11 protein-coding genes are annotated in these 14,723 nt (G+C 74.4%); 8 read left to right on the top strand and 3 right to left on the bottom strand.

Annotated features, from left to right (window positions below):
• Positions 1–149 precede the first annotated feature (149 nt).
• From AB0J46_RS21670 to AB0J46_RS21700, 7 genes are read left to right on the top strand one after another with little or no spacing between them, the layout of a single operon-like run.
• Positions 150–1,586: an MFS transporter gene (locus tag AB0J46_RS21670; protein WP_364334547.1), complete on the top strand. Its 1,437-nt coding sequence runs from the start codon at positions 150–152 to the stop codon at positions 1,584–1,586.
• Positions 1,583–3,109 (top strand): FGGY family carbohydrate kinase, encoded by a 1,527-nt coding sequence (locus tag AB0J46_RS21675; protein ID WP_364334550.1) that lies wholly within the window; start codon positions 1,583–1,585, stop codon positions 3,107–3,109. The genes AB0J46_RS21670 and AB0J46_RS21675 overlap by 4 nt, the downstream gene beginning before the upstream one ends.
• On the top strand, positions 3,106–4,779 hold the full coding sequence (locus tag AB0J46_RS21680; RefSeq protein ID WP_364334553.1) for a glycerol-3-phosphate dehydrogenase/oxidase: 1,674 nt from the start codon (positions 3,106–3,108) through the stop codon (positions 4,777–4,779). The genes AB0J46_RS21675 and AB0J46_RS21680 overlap by 4 nt, the downstream gene beginning before the upstream one ends.
• A complete protein-coding gene (locus tag AB0J46_RS21685) occupies positions 4,776–6,329 on the top strand; it encodes an FAD-binding oxidoreductase (protein ID WP_364334556.1) in 1,554 nt (517 codons plus the stop codon). Before AB0J46_RS21680 ends, AB0J46_RS21685 begins: the two co-directional genes overlap by 4 nt.
• Positions 6,330–6,339: 10 nt before the next feature.
• Positions 6,340–6,951, top strand: a complete 612-nt coding sequence (locus AB0J46_RS21690; RefSeq protein ID WP_364334559.1) for a glycerol-3-phosphate responsive antiterminator — start codon at positions 6,340–6,342, stop codon at positions 6,949–6,951.
• A gap of 27 nt (positions 6,952–6,978) precedes the next feature.
• The gene (locus AB0J46_RS21695) at positions 6,979–7,896 is read left to right on the top strand and encodes a DMT family transporter (protein ID WP_364334562.1); all 918 of its coding nucleotides are present in this window, start codon (positions 6,979–6,981) and stop codon (positions 7,894–7,896) included.
• Positions 7,896–8,996 carry an alcohol dehydrogenase catalytic domain-containing protein gene (locus AB0J46_RS21700; RefSeq protein ID WP_364334565.1) on the top strand — a complete coding sequence of 367 codons (1,101 nt, stop codon included), beginning with the start codon at positions 7,896–7,898 and terminating at the stop codon, positions 8,994–8,996. Before AB0J46_RS21695 ends, AB0J46_RS21700 begins: the two co-directional genes overlap by 1 nt.
• Before the next feature lie 15 nt (positions 8,997–9,011).
• Here the strand turns inward: AB0J46_RS21700 and AB0J46_RS21705 are convergent, their stop codons facing one another.
• Positions 9,012–9,479 carry a hypothetical protein gene (locus tag AB0J46_RS21705; protein WP_364334568.1) on the bottom strand — a complete coding sequence of 156 codons (468 nt, stop codon included), beginning with the start codon at positions 9,477–9,479 and terminating at the stop codon, positions 9,012–9,014.
• Complete coding sequence (locus AB0J46_RS21710) at positions 9,476–11,806, bottom strand: molybdopterin oxidoreductase family protein (protein WP_364334571.1); 2,331 nt, start codon at positions 11,804–11,806, stop codon at positions 9,476–9,478. The genes AB0J46_RS21705 and AB0J46_RS21710 overlap by 4 nt, the downstream gene beginning before the upstream one ends.
• Before the next feature lie 168 nt (positions 11,807–11,974).
• On the opposite strand from AB0J46_RS21710, the gene AB0J46_RS21715 reads away from it, so the two are divergent.
• A complete protein-coding gene (locus tag AB0J46_RS21715; protein ID WP_364334574.1) occupies positions 11,975–13,471 on the top strand; it encodes a carboxylesterase family protein in 1,497 nt (498 codons plus the stop codon).
• An 18-nt stretch (positions 13,472–13,489) separates the two neighbouring features.
• Here the strand turns inward: AB0J46_RS21715 and AB0J46_RS21720 are convergent, their stop codons facing one another.
• On the bottom strand, positions 13,490–14,680 hold the full coding sequence (locus tag AB0J46_RS21720) for a MarP family serine protease (RefSeq protein WP_364334577.1): 1,191 nt from the start codon (positions 14,678–14,680) through the stop codon (positions 13,490–13,492).
• Positions 14,681–14,723: the final 43 nt, after the last annotated feature.

The raw sequence follows: 14,723 nt of genomic DNA on the forward strand, positions 1-14,723 counted from the left end.
GACCGCTTGACATACCGGACAACCGGCACATAGTGTCCCGTCAATCGGCAGGCACAGACGAAGAGATCCCTGTCAGTGGTCTTCGTCTGTGCCTTTGTCGTATCCAGACCGCTGGCAAGGGATCACACCCCCCTGAAAGGCGGCTGGGCATGAGCGACGCCCCCGTGCAGAACACCTCGGTCACGCTGATCCGCAACGCCGGAGACGCGGCCGACGTCATCAACACCCTGACGAGGCTGGCCGGCCGGGCCAACTGGATCTGGTTCCTCGCCCTGGCGGGCCTGTTCCTGGACGCCTACTCCAACGCGGCCCTGGGCGCCGGCCTGTCCCCCATGGTCAAGCAGCTCGGCCTGTCGCCGGGCCAGGTGGGCGTGCTCACCGCCATGGCGCCGGCCATCGCCATCATCTCCAACCCGTTCGGCGGCTGGCTGGCCGCCCGGATCGGCCGGGTCAAGCCGCTGCTGCTGACCAAGGTGGTGTTCGCGCTCGGCGCGCTGCTGACCGCCGCCGGCTCCGACTTCCAGACCGTCTTCGCCGGCCGCGGCCTGGTCGGCATCGCGTACGGCATCGACTTCGCGGTGGCCATGGCGCTGCTGGCCGAGTACACGCCGTCCGCGCTCAAGGGCAGGCTCAACTTCTGGCAAGGCGTCTGGTACACCGCCACCACCACGAACCTGCTGCTCACGCTGGTGTTCTACCGTTTCGACGTGGGCGCGGACATCTGGCGCTGGTCGGTGGGCTCCTCGGCCGTCTTCGCCGTCGTGCTGCTGGTCCTGCAACTCGCTTTCCTGGTGGAGAGCCCGACGTGGCTGGCCGCCAAGGGCCGGCTGCGCGACTCCGCCGCGGCCCTGCGCCGCATGTACGGCTTCGCCGTCCAGGAGGACGCCGGGCGGGACGGCGGCCCGGCCGAGCAGGGGCGGCAGGTGGGGTTCGGTGACGCGGGCGTGCTGTTCCGCAGGCCGTACCTGCCGCGCACGGTGTTGTCCACGGTCATCTCGCTCACCCAGGCCATGCAGTACTTCGCGGTCGGCTGGTACCTGCCGGTGATCAGCCTGGAGCTGTTCGGCAAGGAGTTCGAGAAGGCCACGATCGGGTCGATGGCGTTCAACGCGGTCGGCATCGTCGGCGGCTGCCTCGCGGCCTACACGGGCCGCCGCCTCGGCCTGCGGGTCAGCTCGATGGCCGGGTACGCGGTGGTGTTCGTGGCGCTGCTGGTGATGGGCGCGACGTTCAAGGAGCTGCCGGTCGCGCTGGCCGCGCTGCTGCCCGTGCTGTTCATCTTCTTCCACTCCGCCGGGCCCGGCCCGAACGGCAAGTCGATCGCCGCACTGTCCTACCGCAGCGACATCCGCACCCTGGGCACCGGCGTGACCGGCATGCTCGGCAGCCTCGGCTCGGTCGCCGGCCTGTACCTGTTCCCGCAGTTGCAGGCGGGCATCGGGGTCGGCGCCAGCCTCATGGTGCTGTCGGTGGTGCCGCTGGTCGGCCTGGTCACCTGCCTGCTGATCAAGTGGGACCCCACCCGCGTGGCGGTCAACCTGGAGGAGGAGGAGATCGCGCTGCGGAAGAGGGACGAGCGCCGATGACCGGCCCCACCCGACGGGGGATCCTCAGCGTCGACGAGGGCACCACGGGCACGCGCGCCGCGGTCGTCCTGGACGACGGCTCGGCGGCCCCGCCCGCCTACCGGCCCATCTCGGTCCACTCCCCCGACCATCTGCGGGTCGAGCAGGACGCCATGGAGATCTGGGCGAAGACCGCCGAGGTCTGCGCGCAGGCCCTGGAGTGGGCGCGGGCGCACGACGTCGAGGTCACCGGCGTGTCGATCGCCACCCAGCGCGCCACCGTGCTGCTGTGGGACACCGTCACCGGCGAGCCGCTCACCCCCGCCGTGGTCTGGCAGGACCGCCGCTACGCCGCCCGGCTGCGCCAATGGGAGCCCGGCTGGGACACCCGCCTGGTCGAGCACACCGGCCGGCCGGTCGGCTCGCGCGCGCCGCTGCTGTGGGCCGCCGACGTGCTGCGCGACGACCCGGCCGTACGCCGGGCGCACGAGGCGGGACGGGTGGCCTTCGGATCGGTCGACACCTGGCTGGTCTGGCGGCTGACCGGCGGCGCGCGGCACGTCATGTCCGCCACCAACGCGGTCGCCGCCGGCGCCTACGACCTGCGCACCGGCGACTGGTACGAGCCGTGGCGGGACTTCCTCGGCTGCCCCCGCGACGTGCTGCCGCAGATCCTGGATGAGGACGGCGACTACGGCCACACCGACCCGTCGGTGCTGGGCGTGCGGCTGCCGGTGTTGTCGGTGATGGGCGACCAGCACGCCGCGATGATCGCGCTCGGCGCGCACCGGCCGGGCCAGGCGATGTGCGTGCACGGCACGGGAACGTTCCTGGACGCCGTGGCCGGCGACCGGCCGCCCGCGCATCGCCGGGCGGTGCCGGGGGTGCTGACGCTGGTCGGCTGGCGTTCGCGCGGCGCGGCGGTGTTCAGCCTGGAGGGCTACGCCGCCACGACCGGCTCGGCGGTGCGCTGGTTGTGCGAGGAGATCGGGCTGTTCGACTCCCCCGCCCAGCTGACCGCGCTGGCCCGCGAGCATCCCGGGCCGAGCCGGGTGCGTTTCCTGCCCGCGCTGGCCGGGATGCGCACCCCGGTCTGGTCGCCCGAGGCCACCGGCGTCCTGACCGGGCTCAGCCTGTCCACCACCCGGGCCGAGCTGGCCCGGGGCGTCCTGGAGGGCATCGCGCACTCGGTGTGCGACCTGCTGGACGGGGTGGAGCAGGCGCTCGGCGCGCCGGTCACCGATCTGTTCTGCGGCGGCGGCCTGGCCAGCAGCGACGTGCTGATGGCGAGCCAGGCCGACCTCGTCGGGCGGCCGGTCCGCCGCGCCCGCGCCAACGAGACGGCCAGCCTGCGCGGCGCCGCCTACCTCGGGGGCGTGCGTGCGGGGCTCTGGCCCGACCTGCCCGCCGCCCTCGCCGGGCTCGGCGACGTCCCCGTCTTCGAGCCCACGTTGCCCGACGCCGCCCGCGAGGAGGCCCGCGCCGCCTGGCGTGACCTGCTCTCCCGGCACATCTCGTACCAACAGGAGGAATCCCCCTCGTGATCCGGCTTCCAGAACGCAAGCCCAGATCGGAGACCAGGAGCGCCATCCGGCGCACCCCGCTGCGGCTGGACCGTCAGGCGCAGATCGAGCGGCTGACCGCGCGGCCGGTGGACGTGCTCGTCGTCGGCGGCGGCGTGACCGGCTGCTACGCCGCGCTGGACGCCGCCACCCGCGGCCTCAGCGTGGCGCTGGTGGAACGCGACGACTTCGCCTCGGGCACCTCCTCCAAGTCCTCCAAGATGGTCCACGGCGGCCTGCGCTACATCGAGCAGGGCAACCTGCCGCTGGTGCGCCGCTCGCTGCTGGAGCGCCAGCGGTTCCGCCGCAACGCGCCCCACCTGGTGCGGCGGCTGCCGTTCGTGCTGCCGATCCTCGCCCAGGACGGCGTCTTCGACGCCCGCATCGCCAAGGCCTTCGAGGGCCTGCTGTGGACCTACGACCTGGCGGGCGGCTGGCGCATCGGCCGGCTGCACCAGCGGCTCAGTGTGGCCGAGGTGCTGGCCAGGGCGCCGCGGCTGCGCGCCGACCGGCTCAAGGGCGGCCTGCTCTACTACGACAGCCGCACCGACGACGCCCGCCTGACCCTGACCATCGCCAGGACCGCCGCCCACTTCGGCGCCACCGTGCTGAACGGCGCCACCTGCCGCGAGCTGGTCAAGGAGGGCGGCCGGGTGCGCGGCGCCCGCGTCGAGGTGGACGGCCGCACGGTCGAGGTGCGCGCCGGGGTCGTCGTCAACGCCACCGGTGTGTGGACCGACACCCTGGACGCGCTGTCCGACCCGGGACACCGGCCGCGGGTGCGTCCGGCCAAGGGCGTGCACATCGTGGTGCCATGGACGCGGCTGCCGGTGGACGGCACGGTGACCGTCCCGGTGCCCGGCCGGGCCCGCCGCGCCACCTGCACCCGCTGGGGCGACGTGGTCGTGGTCGGCACCACCGACACCGACTACGACGGCTCGCCCGACGAGGTGCTGTGCACCCGCGAGGAGATGCAGTACCTGCTCGACGGCGCCAACACCGCCTTCGACGCCGACCTCACCCCGGACGACGTGATCGGCTCGATCGCCGGGCTGCGCCCGCTGGTCGGCGAGAAGGAGGGCGCCACGCTCGACATGAGCCGCGACCACCGGATCATCACCGACGGCTTCGGCCTGGTCACGGTCACCGGCGGCAAGCTGACCACCAGCAGGCACATGGGCGAGCTGGCCGTGGACGAGGCGCTGAAGGTGCTCGGCCGCAAGGCCCGCTGCCGCACCGCGCGGCTGCCGCTGCTCGGCGGCGCGGGCTACGACGCCGAGGCGACCACCGCGACCGGCGGGCTCGGCGCCCACCTGGGCGAGCGGTACGGCACCGAGGCCAGGTTCGTCGCCGACCTGATCACCGAGGACCCGTCGCTGGCCGGGCCGGTCGTCGAGGGCAGCGAGTACCTGCGGGCCGAGGTGGTCTACGCGGCCCGCTGCGAGCTGGCCAGGAACGTGGACGACGTGCTGTCGCGGCGCACCCGGATGCGGGTCTTCGCCCGCGACCTGTCGGTCGAGGCGGCTCCGGAGGTTGGCCGGCTGCTCCAGCGCGAGCTCGGCCTCTCCGACGACGAGGTGGCCCGGCAGGTCGAGGACTACGTGCGCGGCGTGGACCGCGAGAAGAGCGTTCTGATGGAGGGACTTTCATGATCAGCAGGCAGACCGTCACCCACCCGTTCAACCGCGGCGACTACGTCGTGGGCGCGCCCACGCCGCCGCGCTGGGCCGCCGACTGCCCGCCGGGGAAGGGCCCGGCCAGCCTGCAGGGCCAGGTCGTGCCGGTCCCCGAGAGCGTGGTGGCGGAGCTGCGCGCGCTCGGCGCCGCCGTGCACACCGACCGGGACGAGGTGATCCTGCGCACCCGCGACTGGTGGGCGGGCACCTCCATCGGCGAGACCGACGGCCGTCCGGCCACCCCGGAGGCGGTCGTCGTCGAGGTGGACGCGGAGGAGCAGGTGGCCGCCGTGGTGCGGATCTGCCACGAGCACCGCATCCCGCTGACCGTCTCGGCCGGGCGCAGCAACGTGCTGGGCGCCGCGCTGCCCGTGCACGGCGGCGTCGTGCTGGACGTGTGCCGGCTCAACCGCATCCTGTCCTTCGACGCCGAGTCCATGATCGTCGAGGTGCAGGCGGGCATGTTCGGCGACCTGTTCGAGAAGGAGCTGCAGGAGACGCACGGCGCCACCACCGGCCACTGGCCGTCGGCGTTCGCCATCTCCACCGTCGGCGGCTGGGCCGCCTGCCGCGGCGCGGGCCAGCTCTCCACCCGCTACGGCAAGATCGAGGACATGGTGGTCGGGCTGGACGTGGTGCTGCCCGACGGCACCACCGCCAGCTACGGCACCTACCCGCGCGCCGCGGTGGGCCCCGACCTGCGGCAGCTGTTCATCGGCTCGGAGGGCACGCTCGGCGTCATCACCCGGCTGCGGCTGCGTACGCACCGGCTGCCCGACTACGCGGTGGGCATCGCCTACGGCTTCGACACCTTCGCCGCCGGGCTCGACGCGTGCCGGGAGATCCTGCAGCGCGGCGCCACCCCGGCCGCGCTGCGCCTGTACGACGCGCACGAGAGCGGCACCCACTTCGGCGAGCCCGGCACCAACCTGCTGCTCGTCGCCGACGAGGGCGACCCGGTGCTGGTCGACGCCGTCATGAAGATCGCCGACGAGGTCTGCGCCGAGCGCGCGTCGGTGAAGCTGGACGGCGCGGCCGTCTTCGCCCGCTGGCTGGACGAGCGCATGATCGTCGGCAAGGCCGCCGACGGTTTCGTCCGGGGGCCGGGGTTCGTCTCCGACACCTGCGAGATCGCCGGGCCGTGGGCCGCGCTGCCCGCCCTGTACGACGAGGTCGTGGCCGCCATCGAGGCCGTCCCCGGCACCCTGCGCGCCTCGGCCCACCAGTCGCACGCCTACACCGACGGCGCGTGCCTGTACTTCTCGCTGCGCGGCGACGTCGAACGCGACCAGCGGCGCGCCTGGTACCGGGCCGCCTGGGACGCCGCCGCCGAGGTGCTCGTCAGGCACGGCGCGGCGATCAGCCACCACCACGGCGTCGGCCTGCTGCGCTCGCCGTACATGCGGGACGCGCTGGGCAGCGGCTACCCCACGCTGGTGGCGGTCAAGCAGGCGCTGGACCCGCGGGGCATCATGAACCCCGGCAAGCTGGGGCTGCCCGCGTCCTTCGAAAACACGGCGCACTAAGGTGGATGCGGTGAACTCTCGACACAAGGGTCCGCTGGATCAGCGCCTGCTCGCCGCCCTCGCCGAGCATCCCGTCGCCGCGTCGCTGGTGGGGGTGGAGATGGTCGAGCGGTTCACCTCCTCCGCCACGCCGATCGGCATCCTGGCCTCGATCCCGCTCGGCGACCTGGCGGCCACGGTCCAGCGCACGGTGGCCGCCCGGAAGATCGCATTCGTCAACATCGACTCGACCCCCGGCCTGGGGCACGATCCCGGGGCGCTGGCGTACCTGCAGGGCATCGGCGCGGTCGGGGTCGTCTCCACGCGGCAGGCGATGATCGAGCGGGCCACCGGGCTCGGGCTGCTGACCATGCAGAAGGTGTTCGTCACCGACCGGTCGAACCTGCGGCGCAGCCTGCAGTCCATCACCCGGTCGCGGCCCGACCTGGTGCAGCTCATGCCGGCCATGGTGTTGCGGCACGTCGAGCGGCAGGTGCGGGCGGTCGGCGTGCCGTGCCTGGCCGCGGGGTTCGTGCAGAGCGCGGACGACGTGGTGGAGGCGCTGCGGCACGGGGCCGTCGGCGTGTGCACCTCCGACGAGGAGCTGTGGGGGCTGCGCCGCTCGGCCCTGCGCGCCTCCTGATCCGTCTTCATCCGGAAGGACCTTGCGATGACGCCTGCCCGCGTGCGGGAGACCGCCGCCGCCACGGCGCCCGTCCGGCGCGCCGGGAGGCGGTGGCCGGTGGCGCCCGGGGTGTTCGTCGTCCTGTGGAGCAGCGCGTTCATCGCGGGCATCCCGGGGGTCAGGGCGGCGCCGCCGTTGTTGCTGATGTTCGGCAGGTTCGCCGTCGCCGGGGTGTTGCTGGGGGCGTACGCGCTGGTCAGGCGGGTGCCGTGGCCCCGGGGGCGGGACCTGGCGCACGTGGCCGTGGCCGGGCTGCTGATCCAGGCCGTGCAGTTCGGCGCCTTCTACAGCGCGCTCGGCGCGGGCCTGCCGGCCGCGGTCGTGTCCCTGGTGCAGGGGCTGAACCCGGTGGTCATCCTGCTGGTCGGCCGGGTGCTGGGCGAGCGGGTCGGCGCCGGGCAGTGGGCCGGGTTCGCGCTCGGCCTGGCCGGGGTGGTCCTGGCGGTGGCCGACCGGGTCAGCCTGTCCGCGTCCGGGGTGGCGCTGTGCCTGCTGGGGCTGGCCGGGCTCAGCGCGGGCACCCTCTACCAGCAGCGGTACGCCCCCCGCATGGACGCGCTGAGCGGCACCGCGGTGCAGCTGCTGGTCAGTGCCCCCGCCGCCGGGCTGGCCTGCCTGGCGCTCGGCCCGGTCCGGGTGTCGGACTGGACGGCGTTCGGGCTGTCGGTCGGCTGGATGGCGCTGGTCAACTCCATCGCGGCGTTCATCCTGCTCAACCGGATGTTGCTGCGCTCCCCGGCCAGCCGGGTGAGCACGGTGTTCTTCCTGACCCCGGCCGTGACCGCCGTCCTGGCCTGGTCGCTGGCCGGGCAGCCGCTGCCCCCGCTCGCCGTGACCGGGCTCGTCCTGGGCGGCTGCGGGGTGCTGCTGGCCAACCTCTCGACACGAAGAAGGGCGAACTGATGCGCATTCGCGGCGCGGTCCTGGAGGAGATCGGCCGGTCCCGGCCCTACGCGGAGTCGCGGCCCCTGACGGTCTGCGACCTCGAACTCGATCCGCCGGGGCCGGGCGAGCTGCTGGTGCGGGTGGAGGTGGCCGGCGTGTGCCACTCCGACCTGTCGGTGGTGGACGGCAACCGGGTGCGTCCCGTGCCCATGCTGCTCGGCCACGAGGCGGCGGGCGTGGTGGAGCGGACCGGGCCGGGCGTCGACGACCTCGCCCCCGGGCGGCGCGTCGTGATGACCTTCCTGCCCAGGTGCGGCGGCTGCGCCGGCTGCGCCACCGAGGGCCTGACGCCCTGCCTGCCGGGCAGCGCCGCCAACAACGACGGCACCCTGCTGAGCGGCGCGGTCCGCCAGCACAGGGACGGCGCCGCGGTGCTGCACCACCTCGGCGTGTCGGCGTTCGCCACGCACGTGGTGGTCGACCGGCGCTCGGTCGTCCCGGTCGATCCCGACGTGCCGGCCGAGGTCGCCGCCCTGCTCGGCTGCGCCGTGCTGACCGGCGGCGGCGCCGTGCTCAACGCCGGCCGGCCGCGCCCCGGGCAGACGGTCACGGTCGTCGGGCTGGGCGGCGTGGGCATGGCGGCGCTGCTCACCGCGCTGGCCCTCGACGACGTCCGGGTGATCGGCGTGGACGCCAACCCGGCCAAGCTCGCCACCGCCCGCGAGCTGGGCGCGCACGAGGTGTACGGCCCGGACGAGCTGCCCGGCGAGGCGGACGTCGTGGTGGAGGCGGCGGGCAGCGCGCGGGCGTTCGAGACCGCGGTGACCGCGACGGCCCCCGGCGGCCGCACCGTCAGCGTGGGCCTGCCCGCGCCCGGCGCCCGCGCCTCGATCTCGCCGCTGGCGCTGGTGGCCGGCGGGCGCAGCATCATCGGCAGCTACCTGGGCTCGGCGCTGCCCGCCCGCGACATCCCGGTGTTCGCCCGGATGTGGCGCGAGGGCCGGCTGCCGGTGGAGCGGCTGGTCTCGGCGCGGATCGGCCTGGCGGCCGTCAACGAGGCGATGGACCAGCTCGCCGACGGCGCCGCCCTGCGCCAGCTGATCGTCTTCGACGGCTGATCGCCGGGCCGGGCGCTACGCCGAGGCGACGACCAGCGTCTGGGGGGCCGCCTGCTTCATCCGGCCGCGAGCCCAGGTCATCTGGGTGGCGGTCTCGTCCTCGCAGTCGCGGACCGCCGCCAGCAGCGGCTCGTCGCGGGCGCCCTGCGCGGCCTGGCCGATCAGCGTCCAGCAGACGTCGCACTCGGCGGCCATGAGGTAGAGGTCGTGCAGGTCGCGCAGCAGGCCGAGGCCGCCGCCGCGGGAGCCGGAGAAGAGCGTCGAGTGCAGCCGCTCCGGCTCGTCGGGGGCGTCCTCGGAGTAGCGTTCCACGAACGGCCGCAGCCGCCGTACGTGCTCGTCGCACTGCTCGGCGAGCCGCCGGCAGATGTGCACCACGTCCGGCTCGTCGCCGTGGGCCGCGGCGACCTCGCGGTAGGCCGACGCCAGCTCCTCCTCCGATCGGTGCAGCAGCCCCAGGTAGTGCGCCAGCAGCACGGTCATCCTCCCGCTCCGGTCACCCGGACCGCGGTGACCTTGTAGATCGGTTGCTTGGAGACGGGGTCCCAGGTCGTGTTCGTGACCTCGTTGGCCGCCCGGGGGGCCGCTCCCGGCTCCAGGTCCCAGTAGCCGTAGTGGAACGGCACGAACACCACGCCCCGCCGGATGCCGGTGATCCGGGCCGGGGCCTCCAGCCGGCCGCGCGGTGACTCCACCCGCACCAGGTCTCCATCGCCGATGCCGAGCCCGGCGGCGTCGGCCGCGTTGAGCTCCACCCACGGCTCGGGGGCGGCGGCGTCGAGCCGCGGGACGCGGCCGGTCTTGGTCCGGGTGTGGAACTGGTGCACGGTGCGGCCGGTGGTCAGCAGCAGCGGCAGGTCGTCGCCGGTCACCTCGGGCGAGGGGTGGTAGGCCGCGGCCCGCAGGAAGGCCCGTCCGCCGGGCTCCTGGGCCAGGTACTGCTCGCGGGTGTGCTCGGCGCCGGTGACGAGGTCCTGGCCGTAGGTCTCGCAGTAGTCCGGGTCGGTGTTGAAGCGGCCGCCGCCGTACAGGCGCTCGGTGCCGCCCGAGCCCGGCGGGCACGGCCACTGGACGCCGCTGCCGCCGCGCAGGCTCTCGTACGTGATGCCGGTGTAGTCGCAGGGACGCCCGGCCGAGCACGCCTTCCACGCCTCGAACGCCGACTCCGCGTCGTGCCAGCCGATCAGCGGCTTGCCGTCGCGGTCGCGGAAGTCCATGCGGCGGGCGTAGTCGAGGAAGATGTCCAGGTCGGCCCGCGCCTCGCCGGGCGGTTCCACGGCCTTCTCCGACAGGTGCACGGTCCGGTCGGCGTTGGTGAAGGTGCCCGGCTTCTCCCCCCACGTCGCCGCCGGCAGCACCACGTCGGCCAGCTCCGCGGTCTCGGTGCGGAACAGGTCCTGCACCACGACGAACAGCTCGTCCCGGCCCAGGATGCGGCGGACGCGGCCGAGGTCGGGCAGCGAGACCGCCGGGTTCGTGCCCGAGATCCACAGCAGCTTGACCGACCCCTGCTCGGCGTACCGGAAGACCTGCATGGCGTGGGTCGGCGGCGCCCAGTGCGGGATGACGGCCGGATCGACGTTCCACAGCTCGGCCAGCTCGCGGATGTGCGAGGGGTTGTCCCAGTTGCGCAGGCCGGGCAGGTCGCCGTCGGCGCCGGTCTCGCGGGTGTTCTGGGCGGTGGGCTGGCCGTTCATCTGCAGCACCCCGGCCCCCGGACGGCCCAGCATGCCGCGCAGCAGGTGGATGTTGTTGACCTGGCAGGCGGCGGCCGTCGCCTGGTTGGACTGGTAGAAGCCCTGCAGGACGGTGGAGACCAGCCGCTCGCTGGTGCCGAGGATCTCGGCGGCCTGTTCGATCAGGGCCACGGGCACGTCGCAGATCTCCGCCGCCCGTTCCGGCGGGCACTGCTCGACCACCCGGCACAGCCGCTCGAAGCCGATCGTGTGCTCCTCGACGTAACGACGGTCGTGCCAGCCGCGCTCGATCAGCCGGTGGATCAGGGCGTTCATCAGGGCCAGGTTCGTGCCGGAGCGCACCGGCAGGTGCACGTCGGCCTCGCGGGCGACGGGCGTGGCCCGGGGATCGACGGCGATCATCGCGGGCGGGCGCGGGCCGCGGCGGCGGTCGAGCATCCGGTCCCACAACACCACCTGGGTCTCGGCGACGTTGTGCCCCCACAACGCGATGGCGTCGCAGTGGTCGATGTCGGTGTACGAACCGGGCTGCCCGTCGGTGCCGAAGCTGGCCTTGAGCGCGGCGGCGGCCGTGGCCGTGCACAGCCGGGTGTTGCCGTCCATGTGCGGGGTGCCGAGGCCGGCCTTGCCGAGCACGGCGAGCGTGTAGTACTCCTCCAGGAAGAGCTGCCCGCTGGTGTGGAAGCCGAAGTGCCCCCATCCGCCGGGGCCCCGCAGCAGCTCCTTCGACCGGGCCACGATCCGGCTCATCGCCGTCTCCCAGTCGCTCTCCACCAGCGTGCCGCCCTCGCGGACGAGCGGGCGCAGCAGCCGGTCGGGGCTGTTGTTGGCCTGCCAGCCGTACAGGTCCTTGGGGTCGAGCCGGCCGTGGTTGACCCGGTCCACGGCGCGGCCGCGCACGCCGACGATGCGTCCGCCCTTGACCGCGATGTCCATCGCGTCGCCGTTGGAGTGCAGCACGGACGCCGACTGGGCCCACGACTCGACGTCCTGCTCGGTCAGCCCCTCCGCCAGGCAGGCGTCCACCCGGACCGGCCAGTCTTCGGCGCTGCCGTCCTCGCGCGGCCCGTACGGCGTGCGCGAACCCCACGGATCGGCGATGCGGTCAGACATTCCGGCGGCTCCTTCCGGGGTGGGAGATCCGGACCGCATACCCTCACCTGGCCGTCCCATGCCTGCGCCGTGGCCCGGCCGTCGAAAACGGGATGCGGCCGCCCCGCGTCCGGGGTGAGGATGGCCGCGCACGGCCGTCGGAGCCGTCCCCCGGACGAGGAGCGTGCCATGAGCGCCGCAGGAACCGCTCACCCGCAGGTCACCGTGCGCACGGGCCGGCTGCGCGGCCGGATCGAGGGCGGCGTGGCCGTCTTCCGCGGCGTGCCGTACGCGCGCCCACCGGTGGGCGGCCTGCGGCTGGCCGCCCCGGCGCCGCCCGAGGCATGGGACGGCGTGCGCGAGGCCGCCGCATTCGGCCCGCCGCCGCCGCAGTCCAGGCTGCTGGGCGCCGCCGGCGACGCCGGCACCGACGGGAACTGGCTGACCGCCAACGTGTGGACCCCCGACCTGGGCGCGACCCGGCTGCCGGTGATGGTGTGGATCCACGGCGGCGGCTACATGTACGGCTGGTCCGGCGACCCGCTCTTCGACGGCGGCGTGCTCGCCCGGGACGGCGTCGTCGTGGTCACCGTCAACTACCGGGTCTCCGCCGAGGGCTTCGGGCACTTCCGCGGCGCGCCCGCCAACCGCGGCCTGCTGGACCAGGTGGCCGCCCTGCGCTGGGTGCGCGAGAACGCGGCGGCCTTCGGCGGCGACCCCGACCGGGTCACCGTCTTCGGCGAGTCCGCCGGAGCCGGGAGCATCGCGGCGCTGATGACGATGCCCGGCGCGGCCGGCCTGTTCCGCCGGGCGATCGCGCAGAGCGTGCCGGGCCTGTTCTTCACCCCCGAGCTGGCCGCCGATCTCGCCGCCGCGGTGGCCGCCGAGCTGGGAGCGGCCCCGCACGCGGGCGAGCTGGCGTGCCTGCCGCCGGAACGGCTCATCGAGGCCGGTGACGCGGTGGCGTCCAGGATGGCCGGCAGCCCGCGGTGGGGTCTGGCCGCGCACGTCCGCACGCCGTTCGCGCCGGTCGTGGACGGCGAGGTGCTGCCCGCGACGCCCTGGCGGTCGCCGGCAGGCGGGGTGGAGCTGCTCGTGGGGCACAACCGCGACGAGTACCGGCTGTTCATGGCGCTCGGCGGCGAGCTCGGCCAGGTCACCGCCGGGCAGGCGGCCGCCGCGCTGCGGGCGCTGGCCCCCGACCCGGCGGCCTACCGGGCCGCCCACCCGGAGGCCGGCGACGAGCGGCTGTACGAGCTGGTCCACTCCGACTGGCTGTTCCGGATGCCGTCCGTACGGCTGGCCGAGGCCCACGGCGGGCGCGGCCGGGCCCACCTGTACGAGCTGACCTGGCCGGCCCCCGGCATGGGCGGGATGCTCGGCGCGTGCCACGGGCTGGGCCTGCCGCTGACGTTCGGCAACCTGACCGCGGGCGCGGCCGGGCTGCTGCTCGGCCAGGAGCCGCCGCCGGAGGCCGCCGAGCTGTCGGCCCGGGTGCGGGCGGCCTGGACCGCCTTCGCCGCGACCGGAGACCCGGGCTGGCCGGCGTACGAGCCGCGCGAGCGGCTGACCTGGATCATCGACACCGAGCCGGGCACGGCGGCGTACCCGGAGGAGGCGTCGCGCCGGTTGTGGGCCGGGCACGCCTTCGACCCGCTCCCGCTGCTGCCGTCCGGGCCGGGGTGAGCGCGGGCGGGCCCGGGGTCAGTCGCAGTTCTGGGTGCTGACGGGGTTCGTGGCCGTGGCGGCCTGGCGGGCGTCGGGCGCGACCTCGCCGGCGGTCAGCGCGTAGCCGGTCTCCACCTGGCCGGCGACGGCGGCGAAGATCACGCCCAGCACGCGGCCGTCCACGGCGAGCAGCGGGCCGCCGGAGTTGCCCTGCTGGATCTTGCCCCGGACCAGGTAGACGTCCCTGGTCACCTGCGAGGCGTGGTAGATGTCGGGGCTGCCGGCCCGCTGCCGCGCGGCGACGCGGGCGGGCTCCGGCGTGAAGCCGCCGCCGTTCGGGTAGCCGGCGACCAGCGCGTCCTGGCCCTCCCTGGCCCGGGTGTCGAAGGAGAGCGGGGGCAGCCCGAGGCCGGGGACGTACAGGACCGCGACGTCCCGCCGGGGGTTGTACCAGACGACCTGCGCCGGGTGCGGCCGCTGCTGGTGGTCGACCACCTGCAGGTCCGTGTCCACCCCGGCCACGACGTGCGCGTTGGTCATGATGTGGTCGGGCGCGTACGTGAAGCCGGTGCCGGTGATGCGCTTGCCACAGGAGGAGGCGGTCCCCTGGACCTGCAGGATGCCCGTCCTGGCCTGCCGCAGCGCCGGGCTGCGCAGCACGGCCACGTCCGGCGGCGGCACCCGGACGGGGCTCATCCCGGCGATGGTGTCGAGCACCGGCGGGAAGTCGGACCGGTCGATGAACCGCTTGAAGGGCCGCTGCCAGTTCCGCGCCGCCTCGGGCGCCGCCGCGTCGAGCGTGGACAGCAGCGCCGAGCCGCGGATCTGCTCCACCACCAGCGTCCACGGGCCGGACACCAGCAGGCTGCCCACGAGCCAGGCGACCAGCAGCACGAACGTGGCGTTGACCAGCCCGCCGCCCAGGGAGTCCAGGATCCGGGCCGGTTCGCCGCGCAGGTACGTGCGTAACCGCACCCCCAGCGTGGACGCGGCGAACTGGCCGGCCAGCGCGATCAGGAACACGATGACGACCGCGAAGGCCGTCTGCGCGATGTCGCCCGTCACGAGCGCGTTGGTCACGGCGGGGGCGACGGCGATGCCCAGCACGCATCCGGCGACGAACCCGATCGAGCTCGTCACCCCGACGACGAACCCCTGCCGGAACCCCGCCACGCCGAACCCGACCACCAGAACGACCAGGACGACGTCGAGCAGATCACCGGACACAAGCAAACCCAATCATCTTTTCCCCCACAAGGGAGGATCAAGT

Source organism: Nonomuraea sp. NPDC049758, from assembly GCF_040674635.1.
GTDB lineage: Bacteria > Actinomycetota > Actinomycetes > Streptosporangiales > Streptosporangiaceae > Nonomuraea.

Bases quoted from the DNA above. Each gene is read 5' to 3' on its own strand.
- AB0J46_RS21670 (WP_364334547.1), top strand. From the start codon at position 150: ATGAGCGACGCCCCCGTGCAGAACACCTCGGTCACGCTGATCCGCAAC.
- AB0J46_RS21675 (WP_364334550.1), top strand. From the start codon at position 1,583: ATGACCGGCCCCACCCGACGGGGGATCCTCAGCGTCGACGAGGGCACC.
- AB0J46_RS21685 (WP_364334556.1), top strand. From the start codon at position 4,776: ATGATCAGCAGGCAGACCGTCACCCACCCGTTCAACCGCGGCGACTAC.
- AB0J46_RS21695 (WP_364334562.1), top strand. From the start codon at position 6,979: ATGACGCCTGCCCGCGTGCGGGAGACCGCCGCCGCCACGGCGCCCGTC.
- AB0J46_RS21700 (WP_364334565.1), top strand. From the start codon at position 7,896: ATGCGCATTCGCGGCGCGGTCCTGGAGGAGATCGGCCGGTCCCGGCCC.
- AB0J46_RS21705 (WP_364334568.1), bottom strand. From the start codon at position 9,479: ATGACCGTGCTGCTGGCGCACTACCTGGGGCTGCTGCACCGATCGGAG.
- AB0J46_RS21710 (WP_364334571.1), bottom strand. From the start codon at position 11,806: ATGTCTGACCGCATCGCCGATCCGTGGGGTTCGCGCACGCCGTACGGG.
- AB0J46_RS21715 (WP_364334574.1), top strand. From the start codon at position 11,975: ATGAGCGCCGCAGGAACCGCTCACCCGCAGGTCACCGTGCGCACGGGC.